The sequence below is a fragment of the Vibrio sp. R10-SG3-ISO3 genome, from assembly GCF_059834225.1.
On the sequence record NZ_JCBDHE010000026.1, the window covers coordinates 39,703 to 58,782 of the forward strand.

13 protein-coding genes are annotated in these 19,080 nt (G+C 50.2%); 5 read left to right on the forward strand and 8 right to left on the reverse strand.

Annotated elements, in window-relative coordinates; translation table 11 throughout:
- Positions 1 to 33 precede the first annotated feature (33 nt).
- The 4 genes from AC6R1A_RS06495 to hemL all read right to left on the reverse strand — a co-directional run bounded on the left by AC6R1A_RS06495 (position 34) and on the right by hemL (position 7,399).
- Complete coding sequence (locus tag AC6R1A_RS06495) at positions 34 to 3,420, reverse strand: response regulator (protein WP_500632735.1); 3,387 nt, start codon at positions 3,418 to 3,420, stop codon at positions 34 to 36.
- A 164-nt stretch (positions 3,421 to 3,584) separates the two neighbouring features.
- Entirely contained in the window at positions 3,585 to 4,619 is a 1,035-nt protein-coding gene (rsmC, locus tag AC6R1A_RS06500) for a 16S rRNA (guanine(1207)-N(2))-methyltransferase RsmC (protein WP_500632734.1), read from the reverse strand.
- 89 nt (positions 4,620 to 4,708) lie between these two features.
- On the reverse strand, positions 4,709 to 5,794 hold the full coding sequence (locus AC6R1A_RS06505; RefSeq protein ID WP_334553983.1) for an AI-2E family transporter: 1,086 nt from the start codon (positions 5,792 to 5,794) through the stop codon (positions 4,709 to 4,711).
- 312 nt (positions 5,795 to 6,106) lie between these two features.
- Entirely contained in the window at positions 6,107 to 7,399 is a 1,293-nt protein-coding gene (hemL, locus tag AC6R1A_RS06510; protein WP_500632733.1) for a glutamate-1-semialdehyde 2,1-aminomutase, read from the reverse strand.
- A 252-nt stretch (positions 7,400 to 7,651) separates the two neighbouring features.
- Between hemL and erpA the strand changes: the two genes are divergently transcribed.
- From erpA to AC6R1A_RS06525, 3 genes are all read left to right on the forward strand, one after another.
- On the forward strand, positions 7,652 to 7,993 hold the full coding sequence (erpA, locus tag AC6R1A_RS06515) for an iron-sulfur cluster insertion protein ErpA (protein ID WP_038137912.1): 342 nt from the start codon (positions 7,652 to 7,654) through the stop codon (positions 7,991 to 7,993).
- A gap of 233 nt (positions 7,994 to 8,226) precedes the next feature.
- Positions 8,227 to 9,336, forward strand: a complete 1,110-nt coding sequence (locus AC6R1A_RS06520) for an efflux RND transporter periplasmic adaptor subunit (protein ID WP_500632732.1) — start codon at positions 8,227 to 8,229, stop codon at positions 9,334 to 9,336.
- A gap of 9 nt (positions 9,337 to 9,345) precedes the next feature.
- Positions 9,346 to 12,435, forward strand: a complete 3,090-nt coding sequence (locus AC6R1A_RS06525) for an efflux RND transporter permease subunit (RefSeq protein WP_500632731.1) — start codon at positions 9,346 to 9,348, stop codon at positions 12,433 to 12,435.
- Between the two features lie 100 nt (positions 12,436 to 12,535).
- Here AC6R1A_RS06525 and shyC read toward each other — a convergent pair whose 3' ends face one another.
- Positions 12,536 to 13,822, reverse strand: coding sequence for a peptidoglycan DD-endopeptidase ShyC (gene shyC / locus AC6R1A_RS06530; protein ID WP_500632730.1), 1,287 nt, complete (start codon positions 13,820 to 13,822; stop codon positions 12,536 to 12,538).
- A 128-nt stretch (positions 13,823 to 13,950) separates the two neighbouring features.
- Here shyC and tyrS point away from each other — a divergent pair, with 128 nt between their 5' ends.
- Entirely contained in the window at positions 13,951 to 15,138 is a 1,188-nt protein-coding gene (gene tyrS / locus AC6R1A_RS06535) for a tyrosine--tRNA ligase (RefSeq protein WP_487901831.1), read from the forward strand.
- A gap of 86 nt (positions 15,139 to 15,224) precedes the next feature.
- Here tyrS and AC6R1A_RS06540 read toward each other — a convergent pair whose 3' ends face one another.
- On the reverse strand, positions 15,225 to 15,503 hold the full coding sequence (locus tag AC6R1A_RS06540) for a hypothetical protein (RefSeq protein WP_500630117.1): 279 nt from the start codon (positions 15,501 to 15,503) through the stop codon (positions 15,225 to 15,227).
- A gap of 61 nt (positions 15,504 to 15,564) precedes the next feature.
- Here AC6R1A_RS06540 and AC6R1A_RS06545 point away from each other — a divergent pair, with 61 nt between their 5' ends.
- Positions 15,565 to 16,410 (forward strand): magnesium transporter, encoded by an 846-nt coding sequence (locus AC6R1A_RS06545; protein ID WP_334568401.1) that lies wholly within the window; start codon positions 15,565 to 15,567, stop codon positions 16,408 to 16,410.
- On the opposite strand, the gene dacB is transcribed toward AC6R1A_RS06545, so the two are convergent.
- Both dacB and AC6R1A_RS06555 read right to left on the reverse strand, forming a co-directional pair.
- Positions 16,371 to 17,858, reverse strand: a complete 1,488-nt coding sequence (dacB, locus tag AC6R1A_RS06550; RefSeq protein WP_500632729.1) for a serine-type D-Ala-D-Ala carboxypeptidase — start codon at positions 17,856 to 17,858, stop codon at positions 16,371 to 16,373. The two genes, AC6R1A_RS06545 and dacB, sit on opposite strands and share 40 nt — an antisense overlap.
- Positions 17,859 to 17,967: 109 nt before the next feature.
- A complete protein-coding gene (locus AC6R1A_RS06555) occupies positions 17,968 to 18,960 on the reverse strand; it encodes a porin (RefSeq protein ID WP_500632728.1) in 993 nt (330 codons plus the stop codon).
- Positions 18,961 to 19,080: the final 120 nt, after the last annotated feature.

Here is a 19,080-nt window from a genome sequence, read left to right on the forward strand (position 1 = left end):
AAAAAAGCCCGCTAGGCAGCGGGCTCAATCTGCTTAGTTGGTCAATAAGTGATGCAATTTATCGCGCAATTCTTCGATATGTTCGCGCTGTGGACTGCGTTCCTGGCAGTGCTCCAAGATGTAATCGAGCGAGCTTAATACCGTGCGCCAGCGTGGCGTTTTAGGCAGTGTTTCAACTCGTAGGTATTTGTCCAATGTACGAGTTTGCAGTGTGCTGCGGTCTAAGTAGACGCGCCACAACCCACTTTGTTCAGCAAAGGAGAATTTCGTCTGACCGGTCACGCTCTCCCAATAGTCTAACGCTTGAGTCATGGCATCGACCAAGACTTCGCGCATCAGATCTTGCTTGGATTTATTGTCACCGCTGACGCGCTCGGCTAAACGAGTAAATTCGCCACCGAGCTCTTTGAGTTCTTGCAGTTTGGCCTTGTCGCCTTCAAAGGCAAAGGTAGAGAGTGCCTCAATGGCCGTCTCTAGGTTGTGGATACGAGTGGCATTGACACTGCCACCCACATTGAAGATGTACATGGTGCGCAGGTCGGAGCCCTCAGGCATACGCAGGATGTCGGCGGAGATATGCTGACGAACATCTTCTACATAGACATCGATAGTGCCGCAGTAGTGATCTTGTTTGACACTGAGGTATTTTGGCGCAATAAGCTCGTCTGCGTTTGAGCGTTTGAGCTGCTCCGCAGAGCGGCGGAAGAGGCGTGAAGCCGCTTCATTTGCAAAGCGCACTTTGCCATCTTCACGCACACAAATGATGGCTTCAGGGGCCGATTCAAGTTGCTCTAGCAGTCGTCCTTGCGTTTCCAGTAAGCTGGCTTCGACCGCTGCCCGTCGTTTTAACTCGATTTGCAGCTGCTGGTTCTCTTGTCGACGCAGCTCCGCTTTACTGGCGGTCAAATGGGCTTGAATGCGCGCCGCTAACTCTTGCTTGTTGAAAGGTTTGGATAGGTAGTCATTCGCGCCCGCATTGAAGCCTTTGACGCGATCGTCGCTTTGGTTAAGCGCCGTCAACATGATCACCGGCAGCGCAGCGTGATCGTACTGTTGACGCACTTTTTCACACACCTGATAGCCGTTCATCCCTGGCATCATGATGTCGAGCAGCAACAGTTGTGGTGGCTCTGCATCCAAGGCTTCCAACGCTTCTTGGCCATCTTTCGCGCAGCGCACACGATAGCCTTCAAGGCGCAGGAAGCTATCAAGCACCCGCAAGTTGACCGGTTCATCATCTACCACCAGTAGTAACGGCCCGTCTGGATTTTCTGGCAAGCTCGAGACTTCAGGCAGCTCGATCTCAGTATTATCAGGCGCTTTAAAGTGAGGCAGTACGGTCTGATTGGCTTGGGCAATTTGTTCGTCGCTTGCCACCGGGAGCGTAAAGCTGAAGGTCGTCCCCACCATGGGCTGGCTGCTGACGTACAGATTGCCGTGCATTAAATCGATCAATTGACGACTGATCGACAGGCCAAGCCCCGCCCCTTGGCGGTATCGATGAGCATCACTGCCTGCTTGAATGAGTGGCTCAAAAATGTGTTCCAGTTGATCGGCGGGAATACCTTGACCGGTATCTACCACTTGCACGCGTATTTGATCATCCACCACGCTGGCTGAGATAACGATCTTCCCTTCGCTGGTGTATTTGATGGCATTGCCAATTAGGTTATAGAGCACCTGTTCGAGGCGCTGCGGATCGGCACTGACCCAAACCGGCTCAACAGGGACCTGATTGATGATTCGAATCGGTTTGTTGCCCAGTAGGTGCGATGAGAGCTCAAGCACTAAGCGAGTGGCAGAAGAGAGATCCACTGCGCTGGTTTCAATATCGAGATTGCCATAGCGCATCTTGTGGTAATCGAGCAGATCGTCGACCAAGGTCGCGAGACGCTGGCCGCTGCTGATAATAATCTCTAGCTGGTATTTATGATCTGAGGTGATCGGGCCATTGGCGCCCGAGATCAGCGCTTCGGCGATGCCAACCATACCATGCAGCGGCGTTCTGAGTTCATGAGAGGTGGTGGCTAAAAACTCATCTTTGAGTTTATTGGCGAGCTGTAACTCTTCATTTTGCTTTTTGATCAGCTTTAGATGGCTTTCGAGCTCTTCATTTTGCTCTTTAATTAACTGAATTTTCTCTCGAATGGAGCGCTGCATGCGCTCGAAACTGACCGCAAGTCGGCCAATCTCGTCTTTACGGTTGGTGTTGTTAATGTCCGCTTCTAAGTCGCCCGCCGAGACTTTTTCCGCCGACCAGGTCAGTTGCAGCAGCGGCGAAGTGATGAAGTTGGACAGGTAATGCGAGGCGACGACAACTAAGACGATGGCACCCAACATGGCGAGAATAAACAGGGTTTCTAACTGATTGACGCGAGCAAAGGCGACCTTCATCGGCACTTCAACCACCATAGCCCAATGAATGCCGTTGACTTCAATCGGTGTGTACGCGGCAAACATCGACTCGTTATTGGCATTGGTGTAGGTGCCAACGGCACTTTCCCCGCTTAGGGCCAAATTGACCACCTCAAGGCTTTTTTCGACCTCGCTCTCATCGTAAGAGAGGGTGCGCGAGCGGTGATCTTGGCCGACCAATAAGGTTTTGATTGCCACCTGATTGCTTTTGTCCGCGATGAGTTTGGTGATGCCATTATTGGGGAGGCGAAACATCGCATAGCTGTGCAGGTAGCCTTGTTGAACGATAGGTGCACCAAACCACGCTACCATGCGACCTTGTTCGAGTGAAAAGTCAGAGATAATCACCGGGGTGTAATCTTCGTTGGTTTTGCGTCGTTCGGTCACTTGCTTGCGCAGGGCTTGAAAGGTTTTACCGAGATTTTGATCTTTGTAGCGGCCGCTCTGCAGGTTAGTGCCGTAGTTATCGTGCTTGTAAATGGAGTAGGTGACATTACCTTCGCGGTCAACCAACAGAATGTCGTCAAAGTCGGAGCGTTTGAGCAGCTCTAGGTACGCCCAATGGTAGCGTTTGTGCAGCAGGCGATAGCGCTCTGTGCCGGTGTAGACACTCGATTGAGGCAAAATCGAGGTTTTGATTTGATCTCCGGAGCCAGGAATATAGCGTTTTTGTGCGTACTCGCGTGCTTGTTCAATATCCAAGCCCAAGCTTTGAAAGGCGTTGACTAAGCCGTAAAAGCGACCGCCACTGGCGTAGGCCAGTTCTGAGCGAACAAAGCCCATCACTTCTGATTCTTTGGCGTAGAGGTAATCCTCAACCTGCTGCTGTTTGGTATCGCGTACTGAGGTGAGGTGGTAGGTGCTTTGCTCTTGCAGATCTTTGGTATGAGATTGGAGAAAAAAGATGGCCATTAAAGTCAACGGCGTGATGCTCAGTACCAAAAACGCCAACATTAACGTGTTTTGAAGACGCTTAAATCTTTGCTTTTTATACAACTTAAACATGTCGTGGGGGCTTATGGCTAAAAACGTTAATTTCTTAAACTGACAAATTTAACGAGTTTTTTTACTTTGACAAGTAAGTTGCCCGCAAAGCGTGGTTAGCGGCGCATTTTCAACGAAAAGAGGACAAAATAGCCCAACTTATGAGCGAGGTTGGGCGAGATAGGCTAGCGTTTGGCGTGATAAATAGCGAACTTGTTGGTCTTATTTAGTGTCTCGCATTTACCGAAAGCGGCGTCGATAATCGGCGGGTACTTGAGAAAGCTATTGGCAACAATAAACAGCGCTCCTTGGTGATTGAGGTGAGCGGGCGCTTGCTCTAGTAAGGTCTCGGTTGCGCTGTAACTGGTATCAAGGCCTGAGTGGAACGGTGGGTTGCTGATGATAAATTGATAGTCATCATCGGTATCAGAGTAGATATCGGACGCAAACACACGCCCGGTTAAACCATTGGCGGCTAAGGTCGCTTGGCTTGATGCCACGGCCAGGGCGCTGATGTCACACATCTCTAGCTCTATACCAGGGTTGAGTGCAGCCATCACGCTGCCAATCACGCCCGCGCCACAACCAAAGTCGAGTACTTTTCCGCTGAGTGGCGGCAGGGTATCAAGCAGCAGTTGGCTGCCAATATCAAACTCACCGTGACTGAATACCCCAGGCAAACTGTGGATCGTCAGGCGTGTTTCTTGGTAGCTCACTTCATAGCGCTTAAACCAAGCGTCCAATTGAAACGCTGGGGGAGTTTGCGTGCATTGACCCCAATAGAAGGAGCAGCGACGTGCTGAGTCATATTTGCGGATTGTGCCGTAGGGCTTGAACATCTTTTCGATGCTTTTAATGCCTGAGCGATTTTCCCCAACAACGACGATTTCGCACCCTTCGCCCAATTGAGCCATCAACATTGCCAGTAGGTATTCTGCTTCCGCTTTGGCTTTTGGCCAGTACAGCAGCACTAAATCCGCTGGCGCTTTATTCTCGTCTTTGAGTTTGTATTGAACGCCAAACTGACAATCTATGGCGGTATGCGCACTCAACTGGCGATAGTAGCCATAGTGGGTGGTGAATACGGTGACCGATTGGCAGTGGTTGGCCAACTCAATGGGAAAGAGATCTTCGGATTCTCCTGCTACTAAGACGTGTTTACCTTCAAAGTAAGCGAGTTGACGTTGGGCAATTTGGCTAGGCGCGATGTAAGCAGACATAATGAGCTCTGACGGAAAAAGACGGGGGATTTTCGCACAATCCCCCGATGATACCAAGCGCCCGGTCATACTAAGCGTTGGATGTGAGGTCAGTTTTGATCTTGGCGATCGAGAAAGTCTTGAAACTCTTCCTCATAGATGTTGAACAGCACCATGGTCACGGCAAAGATCAGCGGACCGTAGATTAAGCCAATCAAACCAAATAGATGGATGCCGCCAAGCAGGGAGAAAAAGATCATGAGCGTGTTCATCCCCGCGCTGCCTTGCATCAGCAAAGGTCTGAGTAAGTTATCGATGGAGCCCACCACCGCAACGCTCCACACCGTGAGGAAAATCGCCCAAGTGGTATCGCCACTTAAAAATAGGTAGCTCACGGCAGGAATCCAAATCAGAGCAGTACCGACGACGGGGATAAACGATGCAAACCCCATCATGGTGCCCCAGAACAAACCCGGGAATCCCGCCAACCACATGCCGATGCCGCCTGCTACCCCTTGCGCAATAGCGGTTAAAAACGATCCCATCACCGCCGATTTGGATACCTGTTCTATCTCATCAAGCAATTTGTCTTCTTGGCTGCGTGAAAGCGGCAGGATATGACGAATGGCGCCAATGATCTTCTCGCGATCGCGCAACAAGAAAAACAGTACAAACAGCATGAGGAAGAAATCCATCAAGAAGGTTGTGGCATCACCTAAAATTTTCGCGCTGATGCCGACCAAGTTGGAGCCAAAACGGGTGGCAAACTGGCCCACTTTTTGGGCGATTTGCGAGGGCTCAATCGCATCAAAGGGGAGGTAGTTGTTGACGATAGATAAGCCTTTGACAACCCAAGGATGCTCAAACAGCGCTTGAATCCCACCTTGCGTGACCCATTGATAGACGTTTTGTGAAAAGGCTGAGCCTTGCTGCACAATCGCAGCAAACACAAACAGCAGCGGGACGACGATAATGAAGGTCAAAATCACGCAGGAGAGCAGGGCGACGACATTGTTGTGCTTGGGCATTTTACGCTCAAGAGCCTGATGAATCGGCAACATGAGGATGGAGATGATAAACGCCATGACGATGGAGTTGACGTAGGGTTCGACTAACAGGTAGCACGCAAATCCGGCCGCTAACAAGGCGAGGATCAATACCCAATGACTCGAAGTGATGGTAACTTTGTTTGACACGATGACGTCCATTTATGCAACAAGGTAGTCGTATAATGGCGTTAAACCCTTCAAGCTTCAATCACTAACGTGTACGGGCGCCGGTTAAGGCTGCGATGTAAGGAGAAAAATGATGGGCTGTTGTAATAATGAGAACGGTCATTGCCCTACGCGCGCAAAGCGTCGTGGACTCTCTTGGTTTGGTCTGTTGATACTCGCGCTGGTGGTCACCGTGCTCTTCTTTTGGCGATGATTCTACGGGCATAAAAAAGGCTGCGCGATGCAGCCTTTCTTTTTGCCTTTCATTAGGGGCGTAATGCCGCCTAGATGCGATTAGGCTTCTTGCGCAAGCTGAGCGAAACAGCGATCCGCCGCTTCAAGCGTTGCTTCGATCTCTTTGCTGCCGTGAGCGAGGGAGGTGAAGCTCGCTTCGAACGCCGATGGGGCAAGGTAGACGCCGTGTTCTAACATCAAGTGGAAGAAGCGCTTAAATCGCTCGATGTCACAGCGTGTCACATCTTCGTAGCAGGTGATGCGTTCTTGATCGGTAAAGAAGAAACCGAACATGCCGCCCACTTGATTGACCAGCAGCGGAATGCCGTGCTCGGCAGCCAACGCTTTAAAGCCGTCAGCCAGTTGCTTGGTTTTTGCCGCTAGGCGTTTTTCATTGCCCTCTTCACGCAGAACCGACAAACAGGCGTAACCCGCTGCCATCGCGACTGGGTTGCCGGAGAGTGTGCCCGCTTGGTAAACCGGCCCTGTTGGCGCAATGTATTGCATGACGTCTTTGCGGCCACCAAAGGCGCCCACAGGCATACCGCCACCGATCACTTTACCCAGTGTGGTGAGGTCTGGCTTGATGTTGTAGTGGCCTTGTGCGCCGCCAAGGGCAACGCGGAAACCTGTCATGACCTCATCAAAAATCAGCAAGGCACCTTCTTGATCACAAATCTCACGCAGCCCTTCATGGAAGCCATCAACAGGTGGAATACAGTTCATGTTGCCTGCCACAGGCTCAACGATAATACAAGCGATCTCACCTGGGTTGGCTGCAAACAGTTCGCGTACAGAATCAAGGTCGTTAAACGTTGCTGTTAGGGTGTGCTTGGCAAAATCAGCCGGTACGCCAGGCGAGCTTGGTTGACCGAGTGTCAGCGCACCAGAGCCCGCTTTGACCAGCAAGCTGTCGGCATGACCGTGGTAGCAACCTTCAAACTTGATGATTTTGTCTCGGCCAGTGAAGCCACGTGCAAGACGAATCGCACTCATGGTTGCTTCAGTACCAGAGCTGACCATGCGCACTTGTTCCATTGATGGCACCAACTCGCTGACCAATTCCGCCATGGTGATTTCCATTTCCGTCGGCGCGCCAAAGCTGAGTCCGCGCTGCGCTGCGGTGATCACGGCATCACGAATCGCCACATGGTTGTGACCAAGAATCATTGGACCCCAAGAGCCAACGTAGTCGATGTACGCTTTGCCATCCGCATCAAAAATCAAAGGGCCATCGGCTCGCTCGATAAAAATCGGTGCTCCGCCCACGCCATTAAACGCACGAACGGGAGAGTTCACGCCGCCTGGGATTGTTTGCTGTGCCTTTTGATACAGTTCGGCTGATTTGGTCATTGGGATATCCTCTTCTGATTGCTCGGACCAATTTGCCTCGCATTGTACCTGCCCCACTGATGCGATTAAAACGCTTTCCACCACAGAACGGGGAGTTTTTCATCACGAAGCGGCGAAATTGTTAAAAATACTCGGGCAAAGATGGTGAATACTTGAACGCTTCACTCAGGTATTAGATAATCGTGGCTATTATATAAAGATGAACCATCCAGCGCGAAAGCTGTTGGGTTGACACGAGTGAGAGAGGTCATCGTGAGCGAAGTAAATATCCCACTAACATTTTCTGATGCCGCAGCGAAGCGAGTTGGTGCTCTGATTGCAGAAGAAGAAAACCCAAACCTAAAACTGCGCGTCTACATCACCGGGGGCGGCTGTAGCGGCTTCCAATACGGTTTCACTTTTGATGAGAGTGTTAACGAAGGCGACACCACCATTGTGAATAGCGGCGTGACCTTAGTGGTGGATCCGATGAGTTTGCAATACTTGGTCGGTGGTCAAGTTGACTATACAGAAGGGTTGGAAGGCTCGCGCTTTTTCGTTAATAACCCGAATGCGACCACTACCTGCGGTTGTGGTGCGTCTTTTAGCGTGTAACCCATACTCCTTTTCCTACCGACAAAGGCTGCCGATTGAGCAGCCTTTGTTTTTTTAGCATGGTTTTATGAGAATGCTTTTGCCGGTTTGATTTTATCGCTGACAATCCCGTATAACGGGGCGTTTTCCTGAAACTGAGATCTCAGCTAAATATCCTTGTCACACTGTTTTCTTTTTATGTGGTTAATTTATATCCTAAATTAACACGACAAAATAAAACTCAAAGGACTGTCATGGCTAGATTCTCTCTGTTGCGGTTTTTCGCGGTCAGACCCTACTTGGTGTCACTGATGATTGTGATCGGATTATCGGTCTGGTTAGGTATGGGGGCGACTAATGCAGACGAAGCTGAAACAGCCAGTGCGGCGCCGCCCATCCCTCTTGCTAAGGTCTCTTATCAGACATTCGAGGCGCAAAATACCCACAAGACCATTGAATTGTATGGACGCACTGCACCGAACAAGCAAGCACGTTTAGGGGCAGAGATTGCCGGTAAAATCGTCTCACTTCAGGTTGAGAAAGGTCAGTCAGTCACCCAAGGTCAGGTCATTGCGCTGATTGATAAGGCCGATCTCGGAATCCAACTCGAACGAGCGCAAGCAATGCTGCAAGTGCGAGAGAAAGAGTACAAAGCTGCGCAATCGCTCAAAGACAGAGGGCTGCAAGGGGAAGTGGCATTTACCACTTCTCAAGCGGCGCTGGTGGAAGCTAAGGCAATGGTCAGCAATGTCAAAACCTCATTGGCGAACACATCCGTGCGTGCGCCGTTCAATGGCATTGTGGATCACCTCTTTATTGAACAGGGGGACTTTGTTGGTATTGGCGACCCCGTGGCGACCTTGATTGATCTTGAGCGATTGGTCATCGAAGCGGATGTGAGCGAGCGGCATATTCGCGATCTGTCTCTCGATCAAGAAGCGCAAGTGAGCTTAATTCATGGCGACCAGTTGGTTGGCAAGATCCGCTATATCTCCCGTGTCTCTTCCGCCTCTACCAATACGTTTCCGATTGAAGTCGAGCTAGAAAATCCTAAGCAAGCGATCCCCGCAGGTGTAAGCGCAGAAGTGACCTTAAACCTAGCGGAGCAATTGGCGGTCAAAGTGACGCCGGCTATGTTGGCACTCGACGAAGCTGGCAATTTGGGCGTGAAGACCTTGCAGGGTAAGCGGGTGAAGTTTGTCCCGATTCAATTGGTTAAGGCAGAGCAAGATGGCGTATGGCTCACGGGCCTAGGTGAGCGGGTTGACATCATTACTGTTGGGCAAGGGTTTGTGCGTGACGGTGATGAAGTGAATGCGGTGGCGCGACCATCCTCTTCAGACTCTTCCACCTCACAGCAATAGGGGCGCACTATGTTATCCGTGATTGATGCGGCGCTGTCGCGTACGCGTACCATGTTGGTATTGTTGCTGTTTATTTTGGTCGCTGGTGTGATGACTTATGTCACCATCCCTAAAGAGTCGAGCCCTGACATCACCATTCCTATTATCTATGTGTCCGTCGGTCACCAAGGCATTTCGCCCACCGATGCGGAGCGCTTATTAGTGCGCCCAATAGAGCAAGAGCTGCGCGCCATTGAAGGGGTCAAAGAGATGACCTCAACCGCATCAGAAGGGCATGCGTCAGTGATGCTGGAATTCAGTGTCGGTGTGGATTTAAACAAAGCAATGGCGGACGTACGTGAAGCGGTGGATTTAGCCAAACCTAAATTGCCCGCAGACAGTGATGAGCCTACGGTCAACGAAGTGACATTGGCCTCTGAAGAGCCCGCGTTGACCGTGGTGCTGTATGGCACCGTACCTGAGCGAACCATTGTTCAAATCGCCCGTCAGCTACGAGATAAGCTAGAGAGCTATCGACAGATTCTGGAAGTCGACATTGCCGGGGATCGCGAAGACATCGTCGAGATCATTGTCGATCCCTTATTGATGGAAAGCTACGGGCTAGATCAAGCGGATATTTATAACCTGATAGCGCTGAATAACCGCGTGGTCGCTGCCGGTTTTGTTGATACGGGCTATGGCCGCTTTTCGGTCAAGGTGCCGTCGGTGTTCGACTCATTAAAGGATGTGCTGGAGCTGCCGGTCAAAGTCGATGGCAAGCAGGTGATTACCTTTGGCGATGTGGCAACGGTGCGCCGCGCATTTCGTGACCCAGAGAGTTACGCTCGGTTAGATGGCAAATCGGCCATTGTGTTGGATGTGAAAAAGCGCGCTGGAGAAAACATCATCGATACTGTGGCACTGGTCAAAGCCGTGATGAGTGAAGCGCAGCAACGCGATGAGTGGCCAAGCAATCTGCTGGTCAAATACACCTACGACCAGTCTGATGATGTCAAAATGATGCTCAATGATCTGCAAAACAACATCATGTCGGCGATCATTTTGGTGGTGATAGTGATCATCGCCATTCTTGGTGTGCGAACTGCCTTGCTGGTGGGGGTGTCGATACCGGGCTCGTTTCTAACTGGTTTGTTGGTGCTGTCAGTGTTTGGCCTCACGGTCAACATTGTGGTGCTATTTTCGCTGATTATGGCGGTGGGCATGTTGGTCGACGGAGCCATTGTGGTCACCGAGTTCGCTGACAGACGGATGCAGGAAGGGACGCCAAGGCGCGATGCGTATCGTGATGCGGCCAAGCGCATGGCGTGGCCCATCACAGCGTCGACAGCGACCACCTTAGCGGCGTTTGCACCGCTGCTGTTTTGGCCAGACATTACCGGCGAGTTTATGAAGTATCTGCCTTTGACCTTGATCGCTACCTTAGCGGCTTCTTTGGCAATGGCACTGCTGTTTGTCCCTGTGCTAGGCAGTTTGATTGGACGTCCACAAAATGTGACGAAAGCGCAGCGAGAGAAGATGGTTGCGCTGCACGAGGGTGATTTTAGCCAAGCGACCGGTATTACTAAGCTTTACTATCACACGCTGGATATTGCTCTAAAACATCCGTTGAAAATTCTGCTCAGCGCCATTTTGCTCTCGGTGGGGGTGGGCTTTGCGTACTCAAAAGCAGGCTTAGGGGCGGAGTTCTTCCCTGAGGTTGATCCGCCATTTTTCACGGTGAAAGTACGCTCTTATGGCGATCTCTCGTTGGATGAGAAAGACGTCATCATGCGCGATATCGAAGCGGTGATGCTCGGTCATGATGAGTTTGAAAGCGTCTATACCAAAACCGGTGGTGATGATGAAATTGGCCAGATCCAAATCACACCGGTGGATTGGCAATACCGTCGTAAAGTCAAAACCATTATTGAAGAGTTAAAAGCGCAAACCGATCACTACGCTGGCGTTGAGATTGAGTACAAATTTCCCGATGCTGGCCCGCCAGTTGAGCACGATTTGGTGATCGAAATGTCCGCGCGAATCCCGACCGAACTTGACTCGGCGGCCAAAGTGGTCCGTCACTGGGCCGATGGCTACGAGGCTTTCACTAACGTCAGTGATACCTCCAGCAAAGAGGGGATTGATTGGCAAATTGATATCCGCCGTGATGATGCGTCACGTTTTCTTGCGGACGCTACGCTGGTCGGCAATACGGTGCAGTTTGTTACCAATGGTCTCAAGTTGGGTGATTACTTGCCCGATGATGCGAACGAAGAGGTCGATATCTTAGTGCGCTACCCAGCAGAGAAGCGCGATATTGGCCGCTTTGACCAATTGAAAGTCAAAACCGCGGCAGGCATGGTGCCGATCACTAATTTTGCCAGCATTATCCCGAATCATAAGCAAGATACGATTCGCCGTATTGACGGCCACCGAGTGATCAACATCTTTGCCGATATCCGTGAAGGCTACAACTTGGCGCTGGAACTGCCTAAAGTGAATCAAGCATTAGCCAGTTTGGATTTACCTTCTGGTGTCGAGTTTAAAATTCGCGGGCAGAACGAAGAGCAAGAAAACTCATCGGCCTTCCTTCAGCAAGCCTTTATGGTGGCGCTGGTGGTGATGGCGCTGATTTTGATCACCCAGTTCAATAGCTTCTACCAAGCGTTTTTGATCCTCAGTGCGGTTCTTTTCTCCACGGTAGGCGTGTTTGCTGGGTTGATCGTGTTCCAAAAACCGTTTGGCGTCATTATGTCGGGCATTGGTGTGATTGCGTTGGCGGGTATAGTGGTGAACAACAACATTGTCTTGATTGATACCTTCAATCAGCTGCGCAAACGCGGCTTGGAAAAACGTGAAGCGATCTTGCGCACCGGCGTACAAAGGCTGCGTCCAGTAATGTTGACCACTGTCACGACCATTCTTGGCTTGCTGCCGATGGTGCTCGAAATGAACATTGATCTGCTCAATCAGAAGATCGAGTTTGGCGCGCCGAGTACGCAGTGGTGGTCACAACTTGCGACGGCGGTAGCCGGAGGTCTGGCCTTCGCAACGGTATTAACCTTAGTGCTTACGCCGTGTTTGTTGATGCTCGGCCGCGAGCACAAAATTGAAGAGTAACGCCATACAAGCGTAACGCTATACATGGTAGCGATAACAAAAACGGGCTGCATCGCTTTCGGATTTTCCTAAAGCGATGCAGCCCGTTTTTCTTGTTCACTTAACGAGTGGCTAACAGCTCACCATAGCGTTCGAGTTTATCTAAGCGAATTTTGGCGTTGGCAATAAAGGTGGTTTTCTCTTTACCCGTTAACGACTTTGATTGCGGCAGTTTGACCGTTCTTGGGTTTTTGTGCACGCCATTGACCAAAAACTCATAATGCAAGTGCGGTCCAGTCACACGGCCAGTGCCACCGAGCGTACCCACGGTTTGACCCTGTTTAACCCGTTGCCCGGTTTTAACTTTGCGTTTTTGCAGGTGCAGGTACTTAGTGATGTAGGTGTTGCTGTGCTTGATAAAGACGTAGTTGCCATTGAATTGGTTATAGCTGGATTTAATCACTACACCATCACCAGCGGCCCATATCGGCGTACCGACAGGCGCGGCGTAATCGGTTCCGCGGTGAGCACGTACCTGTCCGGTAACCGGATGGCGACGCGTTGGGTTAAAGTTAGAAGAGACGCGGCGAAAATCGAGCGGTGAGCGCAAAAAGGCTTTTTTCATCGCCCGGCCATTTTCATCGTAATAGTTGCCCGTGTGGTCATCTAAAATCGCCGTGAAGTTATCACCTTGGTTGGTAAATAGCGCAGCGATGATTTTACCTCGTCCGACAATTTCCCCTTCGACCACTTTCTCTTGGTAAAGAATCTTAAAGCCGTCGCCTTGGCGGATATCGAGGGCAAAGTCGATGTCCCAACCAAAAATCCCAGCCAGCTCCATGATTTGGTTGGCGGTTAAACCGGCGCTGACCCCTGCATTCCAAAAGTTAGAGGTAATGGTCGCTTCGGCGTAGTTGTATTGATAAAAGACTTCTTTGACATCAAGACTTGAACGAAAGCCGTCTTCAGAGCGGGTGATCAGAAATGATTCGTACGGGCTCAGCTCGCGTTTGATTTGCACCAGTTGGTTGTTTTCATCAAAGCCAAATAGAAACGCATCGCCGGGGCGTACTCTTGTCAGTTGTTGCTCTATCTCTTTATTGGTGGAGGTGAGTTCATACAGCAGTCGAGAAGAGAGGCCAGCACGCTGAAAGAGCAGTGCCATGCTGTCGCCAGAGCCAATGGTGTGTTTGTCCCATCGAAGAATCGATGGTGGACCGATTACGGTGTCGATCTCTAACGCGGCGGCATCAATCGCGATAGGGTAAGGCATGCCTATTTGGTAGCGCTTGTCATCCTGACGCAAATCCTGAGGGGTGGGAAGAAACAAGGCAACCACAATAAGCGCGCTAAACAAAGCGATAAAAGCTCGGTGAAACCAAGGAAGTCGAGCGAAAAGAGACAACATCGTTTGTCCGTTCTAAAAAATTCGAGAAAAAGCCTAGCTGTTTAGTTTAACTGGTTTCAAAAAGCATCGCTATTCAAGTAAGATGGGAAATTATCAAATTTTTGCCAAATCTGTGGGAGTGAACAAGAATGGCGAGCATTGAAGCTGCACTAGCGGAGATTAAGCGCGGTGTTGAAGAGCTAATTCCAGAAGAAGAACTGATTGCTAAGTTAAAAGAAGGGCGTCCACTACGCATTAAGTTGGGCGCTGATCCCACGGCTCCCGACATTCACTTAGGCCATACGGTTATCCTAAACAAGCTGCGTGCGTTCCAAGAGCTAGGCCATGATGTGACCTTTTTGATTGGTGATTTTACCGGCATGGTGGGTGACCCAACCGGGAAGAACACCACACGTCCACCACTGACTCGTGAAGACGTGCTGCGCAATGCAGAGACCTACAAAGAGCAAGTATTCAAGATCCTCGATCCTGCCAAGACCAAGATTCAGTTCAACTCTGAGTGGTTATCTGAGCTGGGCGCTGAAGGTATGATCCGTCTTGCCGCGCAGCAAACTGTGGCGCGTATGCTTGAGCGTGATGATTTTAAAAAGCGCTACACAGGCGGTCAGCCAATCGCGATTCACGAGTTCATGTACCCACTACTGCAAGGTTACGACTCGGTGGCGATGGAGACCGATGTTGAGCTAGGTGGTACGGACCAAAAGTTTAACCTGCTGATGGGACGTGAGCTGCAAAAAGCGCACGGACAAAAACCGCAAGTTGTGCTGACTATGCCACTGCTGGTGGGCTTAGATGGTGAGAAGAAGATGTCTAAGTCGGCGCACAACTATATTGGTGTCAGCGAAGCGCCAAGTGAGATGTTTGGTAAGATCATGTCTATCTCTGATGATCTGATGTGGAGCTACTACGAGTTGTTGTCGTTCCGTCCTCTTGAGGAGATCGCGCAATTTAAAGCCGACATTGCTGCGGGCAAAAACCCACGTGATGTCAAAGTCTTGTTGGCGAAAGAGATCATCGCCCGCTTCCATAGTGAAGCCGATGCGGATGCCGCTGAGCAAGAGTTTGTTAACCGCTTTGCTAAAAATCAGATCCCAGATGAGATGCCAGAGTTTACCTTTGACGCTGGTACGCCTGTTGCCAACCTGCTTAAAGACGCCGGTTTGTGCGCTTCTACTTCAGACGCGATGCGCATGGTGAAACAGGGTGCAGCGAAAATAGAGGGTGAGAAGGTCGCGGACGCGAAATTCGTACCTGAAGCGGGCACTTACGTATTCCAAGTGGGTAAGCGTAAGTTCGCACGTATCACGATTGAGTGATGGGTTTTGGTTCCTAGTTCCTAGTTCCTAGCGACTAGTGACAGAGGGTAAAACGAGTGGAAAAAGCGTCGATATTCGGCGCTTTTTTATTGCCTGTAATGATGGGTTGGCGCCAGGTATAGGGCAAATCTATCGGGCTTTTTAACACGATTTTGACTGATTTTTTCTGCCTGTTTTGCTACACTCTCGCCGCTGCCAATTTGGTGGTTTTTTTGGAGATTTTTATGAACACTACCGACCATCCCCCTAGTATCAAAGGGGAAAAATAATCCGCTGTCGGTATGGCCTCCATTTGCTCTACCTCGGTGGTAGAGTCCTGTTTCCTTTCTCGCGTTTTTCTCCTCACAGCATTTTCGCTTATTCATACTAGTTACGCATTTCTCATGCGTGATGGTCGTTACCTTTTTGCCAATCGGGAGATTCGCCATGACGGTAATGAGCAAACCTTTTGTAGACACACAATCACACTTTTCTCGTGAAGAGATTGGTGCCGCTCGCAGCGCGTTTTTGCAATACGAGCAAAGTCATCAGCTTCATCTGTTGACAGTAATGCCGATTGAAGAGGCGGTGGCCATTTTACACCACTGCACCATCGGTTACGTTCAGACCTTGATTTCAAAACTTGAGCTTCAAGGGCATGACAAACTGGCGCGTCACTATGCGCACCAACTGGGTCTTATCCACTCGGAAGTAGAAACCGGGGATAGCTATCTGAGTACCTCGGTGCTGGAGCACGTGAAGCAACGTATCGGTTGGATCATCGCGTTGGCCCTACTCGGGATCGTCTCTGGGTTGATCATCGCTCAATATGAAGACACTTTAAGCCAACTGGTGCTATTGGCGGTGTATATGCCTGTCATCGCGGCAGCAGGGGGCAATACCGGCACCCAAGCGGCGACCTTGGTGATTCGAGCGTTAGCGACGGGAGAGTTGCGTAAGCGGCAATGGCTGTTAGTACTGTGGAAAGAGAGTCGCGTGGCACTGTGCCTCGCGTTGGCGATTGCTCTGGTGATGGTTGGCCGCATTTTGTTGTTCAGCGACAGCGCCTCAGCAGGCGGGTTTGACATTGACCTAATTGCGCTCGCCATTGCGGTGGCTTTGTTTATCCAAGTCACCCTATCAACGACCTTAGGCGGTGTACTACCGATTGTCGCGCGGGCTTTCAAGTTGGATCCGGCGGTACTTGTCAGCCCGGTGTTGGCGTCGATTGTTGATATTTCGGGGATGTGGATCTATTTCACTGTGGTTAACGCGTTCTTAGGGATTGCCTGACTGAAATTGACTACGTCTTGATAAAACAAGGTTTCAAACTGGGTAATAGCCGCGGGGCCTCTTGGGGCGTTGCGGCTCTCCTCTCCCGGGTGGTAATCGGCCACAAACTGAATAAATAGCGTGGTCGGTGTACCATGCTCATCAAGCCCAAAGCCAGCCATATTCATGCTGCCGTAAATCGAGCCACTTTTCGCCACCAATGCGCCCTTGATGGGCGATTGACGCATACTGCGTCGATATTGCAGCGTGCCATTTTCACCTGATTTTGGCATGGCAGCGATCAGATTTAAGTCTTCATCGTGTTGCCAGATGTAGCGAAGCACCTTCGCCATCATGGCTGTCGTGATGCGATTGTTGCGTGACAATCCTGAGCCATCGGTCATGGGGACATCGGTTAAATCAATGCCGGTATGGGCGAAGATAATCTGCTTAATCGCCTTGGTACCATTACTGAAACTGCCCGGTTGAATGTAGAACTTCGCGCCCAATGTTTTAGTCAGGTTATCTGCAATCAAGTTGTCGGATTTGGTCAACATGGTGGCAATCAAATCGGATAGCGGCGCAGAGCGGTGAGTGGCGATACGCTGAGTGTCTGCCGCTGGCGGTTGGCCAATACGAACCTGCCCTTTAAGTGTAATGCCGAGCGCGCGCAGTTGCTGACTTACCATGCGTTGAGTGTAAAGCTCTGGATCTTGCACCGCGAATTTGAGCGGCAGCGGTTTCTCACGCTGGGTTAAGCACCCCTGAAGCTGGTAGTGGTTTTCGGGCGAAGAAAGCAGCTCCAAATCACACTGTGTGGCTTGTTGTTCGGTTTGGCTGACCGACTTAGCGCTTGATGTGACGTAAATCGGGTACTGCTCAGGCACATAGACACGTGTTTTGCCATCGTCTTGGGTATAAATCGACGCATAGACACAGTTTTCATCCAGTGAAATAGCGCTAGCCGGCGCGCTGTAGCACACACCTAAGCTATCCCAAGGCCAGCCGACGGCTCGGTCATAGCCGGTAAACGCTCGGTTATCGAGCCAAAGATCTCCTTTAATCTCAGTATGGCCATCGCGTTTGGCGAGAGCGAGCAGATTGTTGAGATCTTGGCTCATCAGAGTTGGGTCACCACTAAACTGAATCACCCAATCTTGATCGGCTGTCGCAAGGTGAGTCTCAAAACGGAAGTTGTCGTCAAGCTCTAGCTTGGCCGCGAGCGCCGTGAGCAGTTTCAGTGTGCTGGCTGGGGGAAAATATTGGTCTTGGTTGTCGGTGACGAGCGCAGTGTCTCTCTCCACTAAGCTTTCAATTCTTAACGCACTACGACTGCCAACGGGCAGATGAGAGAGTGGGGGATAAGGCTGCGCAGTAGGCGCTGAACTCGGGGTAATATTGGCATGCGCGCTAGGGGCCACGAATAGGCACAATGACAGAGAGACAAGGGAGCGAAGAAGAGAAGTCATATCAAAACACCGATTAAGAAACGAGTGTCAGTATAACTGCAAACAAAACTGCCAGCTACGTAGCTGGCAGTAAATACTTGAGACCTATTAATTGCGAAAGCGCTAAAGATTAAAAGGTGTAGTATACGCCAGCGAGGGCAAGCTTATCTTCATCGCCTTTGTTGTTATCTACGTTATCGATACCTGTGTATTCCACAAACGCAAGTAGATTTGCAGAAATTGCGTAGTCAGCACCGACTGTGTACGCTTTTACGTCGTCATAGCTGCCTGATTGATCTGTGTCTTTATTTTCAACAGAACCGAGCGATGTGTATAGACGAAGAGCTTCGATTTGGTAAGACGCAGCAATACCTAGAGCTTCGTGATCTTCGCTATCGATCTCATCGATTACATAGTGGGCTGCAATATTAAAGTCGCCAATGCCGTACCCTACTTTGACACCCCATAGGCTATTGTCTCCGTTTGTTGACGTATCATATGAGCTACGGTTACCTTGGTCTTGGTATGTCGCACCCAAATTGAAGCCTGCAATATCGTATGAAGCTGATAGACCAAATACAGTGTCAAGATCGCGCTCTTGGTTTAAGTATGCGTCCGCAACAAGAGTCAAATTATCAATAGAGTATTTGGCCGCAATACCGTGTCCCTTTGATTCGAAGCGATCTGCTACATCGTCAACATAACCGTAACCTTCATTTGTGTTATCGATCAGAATAGCATTAACAGATTTCGCGTAGTCACCTGGTTCTCCAACAGCAAAACCAAAGTTATTGCCAAGCTCAAGGCCTACATATGCGTCATCAGCACTAAAGCTATTTGCATCGTTGTCACCTGGCATGAAGCCGTTTCCGGTTTCAACTTCGAATGAACCGAAAACTGCGACAGTGTCATTGAGTTGGTGACGAGCATCGATCTGGATCTTGGCCCATAGGTCGATGTCTGCATCGTATTTGGTGTTTTGAGTTTCAACCTTGCTCAAATACGCGTCGATTTCACCAGATAGAGATAGAGATGAGGTGTCCGTTTTATAGATGGTATTTGCATTTGCGCCAGTTGCCACTGCTGCTGCAGATACTGCTAGAGCGATTAGAGTCTTGTTCATCTTATTTAGTCCTAATTTACTGTCCATAAATTTTATATGCGAGTGATGTCACTTGCGTGTTTATCCTCGTACGCATTCCCAGAGGACTCAATGTTCATACTTAAGAAAAGGCGGATAAAT

Coding starts and splice junctions, on each gene's coding strand:
- AC6R1A_RS06525 (WP_500632731.1), top strand. CDS start 9,346: ATGTTATCCGTGATTGATGCGGCGCTGTCGCGTACGCGTACCATGTTG.
- AC6R1A_RS06555 (WP_500632728.1), bottom strand. CDS start 18,960: ATGAACAAGACTCTAATCGCTCTAGCAGTATCTGCAGCAGCAGTGGCA.
- hemL (WP_500632733.1), bottom strand. CDS start 7,399: ATGACCAAATCAGCCGAACTGTATCAAAAGGCACAGCAAACAATCCCA.
- rsmC (WP_500632734.1), bottom strand. CDS start 4,619: ATGTCTGCTTACATCGCGCCTAGCCAAATTGCCCAACGTCAACTCGCT.
- AC6R1A_RS06540 (WP_500630117.1), bottom strand. CDS start 15,503: ATGAATAAGCGAAAATGCTGTGAGGAGAAAAACGCGAGAAAGGAAACA.
- tyrS (WP_487901831.1), top strand. CDS start 13,951: ATGGCGAGCATTGAAGCTGCACTAGCGGAGATTAAGCGCGGTGTTGAA.
- AC6R1A_RS06545 (WP_334568401.1), top strand. CDS start 15,565: ATGACGGTAATGAGCAAACCTTTTGTAGACACACAATCACACTTTTCT.
- AC6R1A_RS06495 (WP_500632735.1), bottom strand. CDS start 3,420: ATGTTTAAGTTGTATAAAAAGCAAAGATTTAAGCGTCTTCAAAACACG.
- AC6R1A_RS06520 (WP_500632732.1), top strand. CDS start 8,227: ATGGCTAGATTCTCTCTGTTGCGGTTTTTCGCGGTCAGACCCTACTTG.
- dacB (WP_500632729.1), bottom strand. CDS start 17,858: ATGACTTCTCTTCTTCGCTCCCTTGTCTCTCTGTCATTGTGCCTATTC.
- shyC (WP_500632730.1), bottom strand. CDS start 13,822: ATGTTGTCTCTTTTCGCTCGACTTCCTTGGTTTCACCGAGCTTTTATC.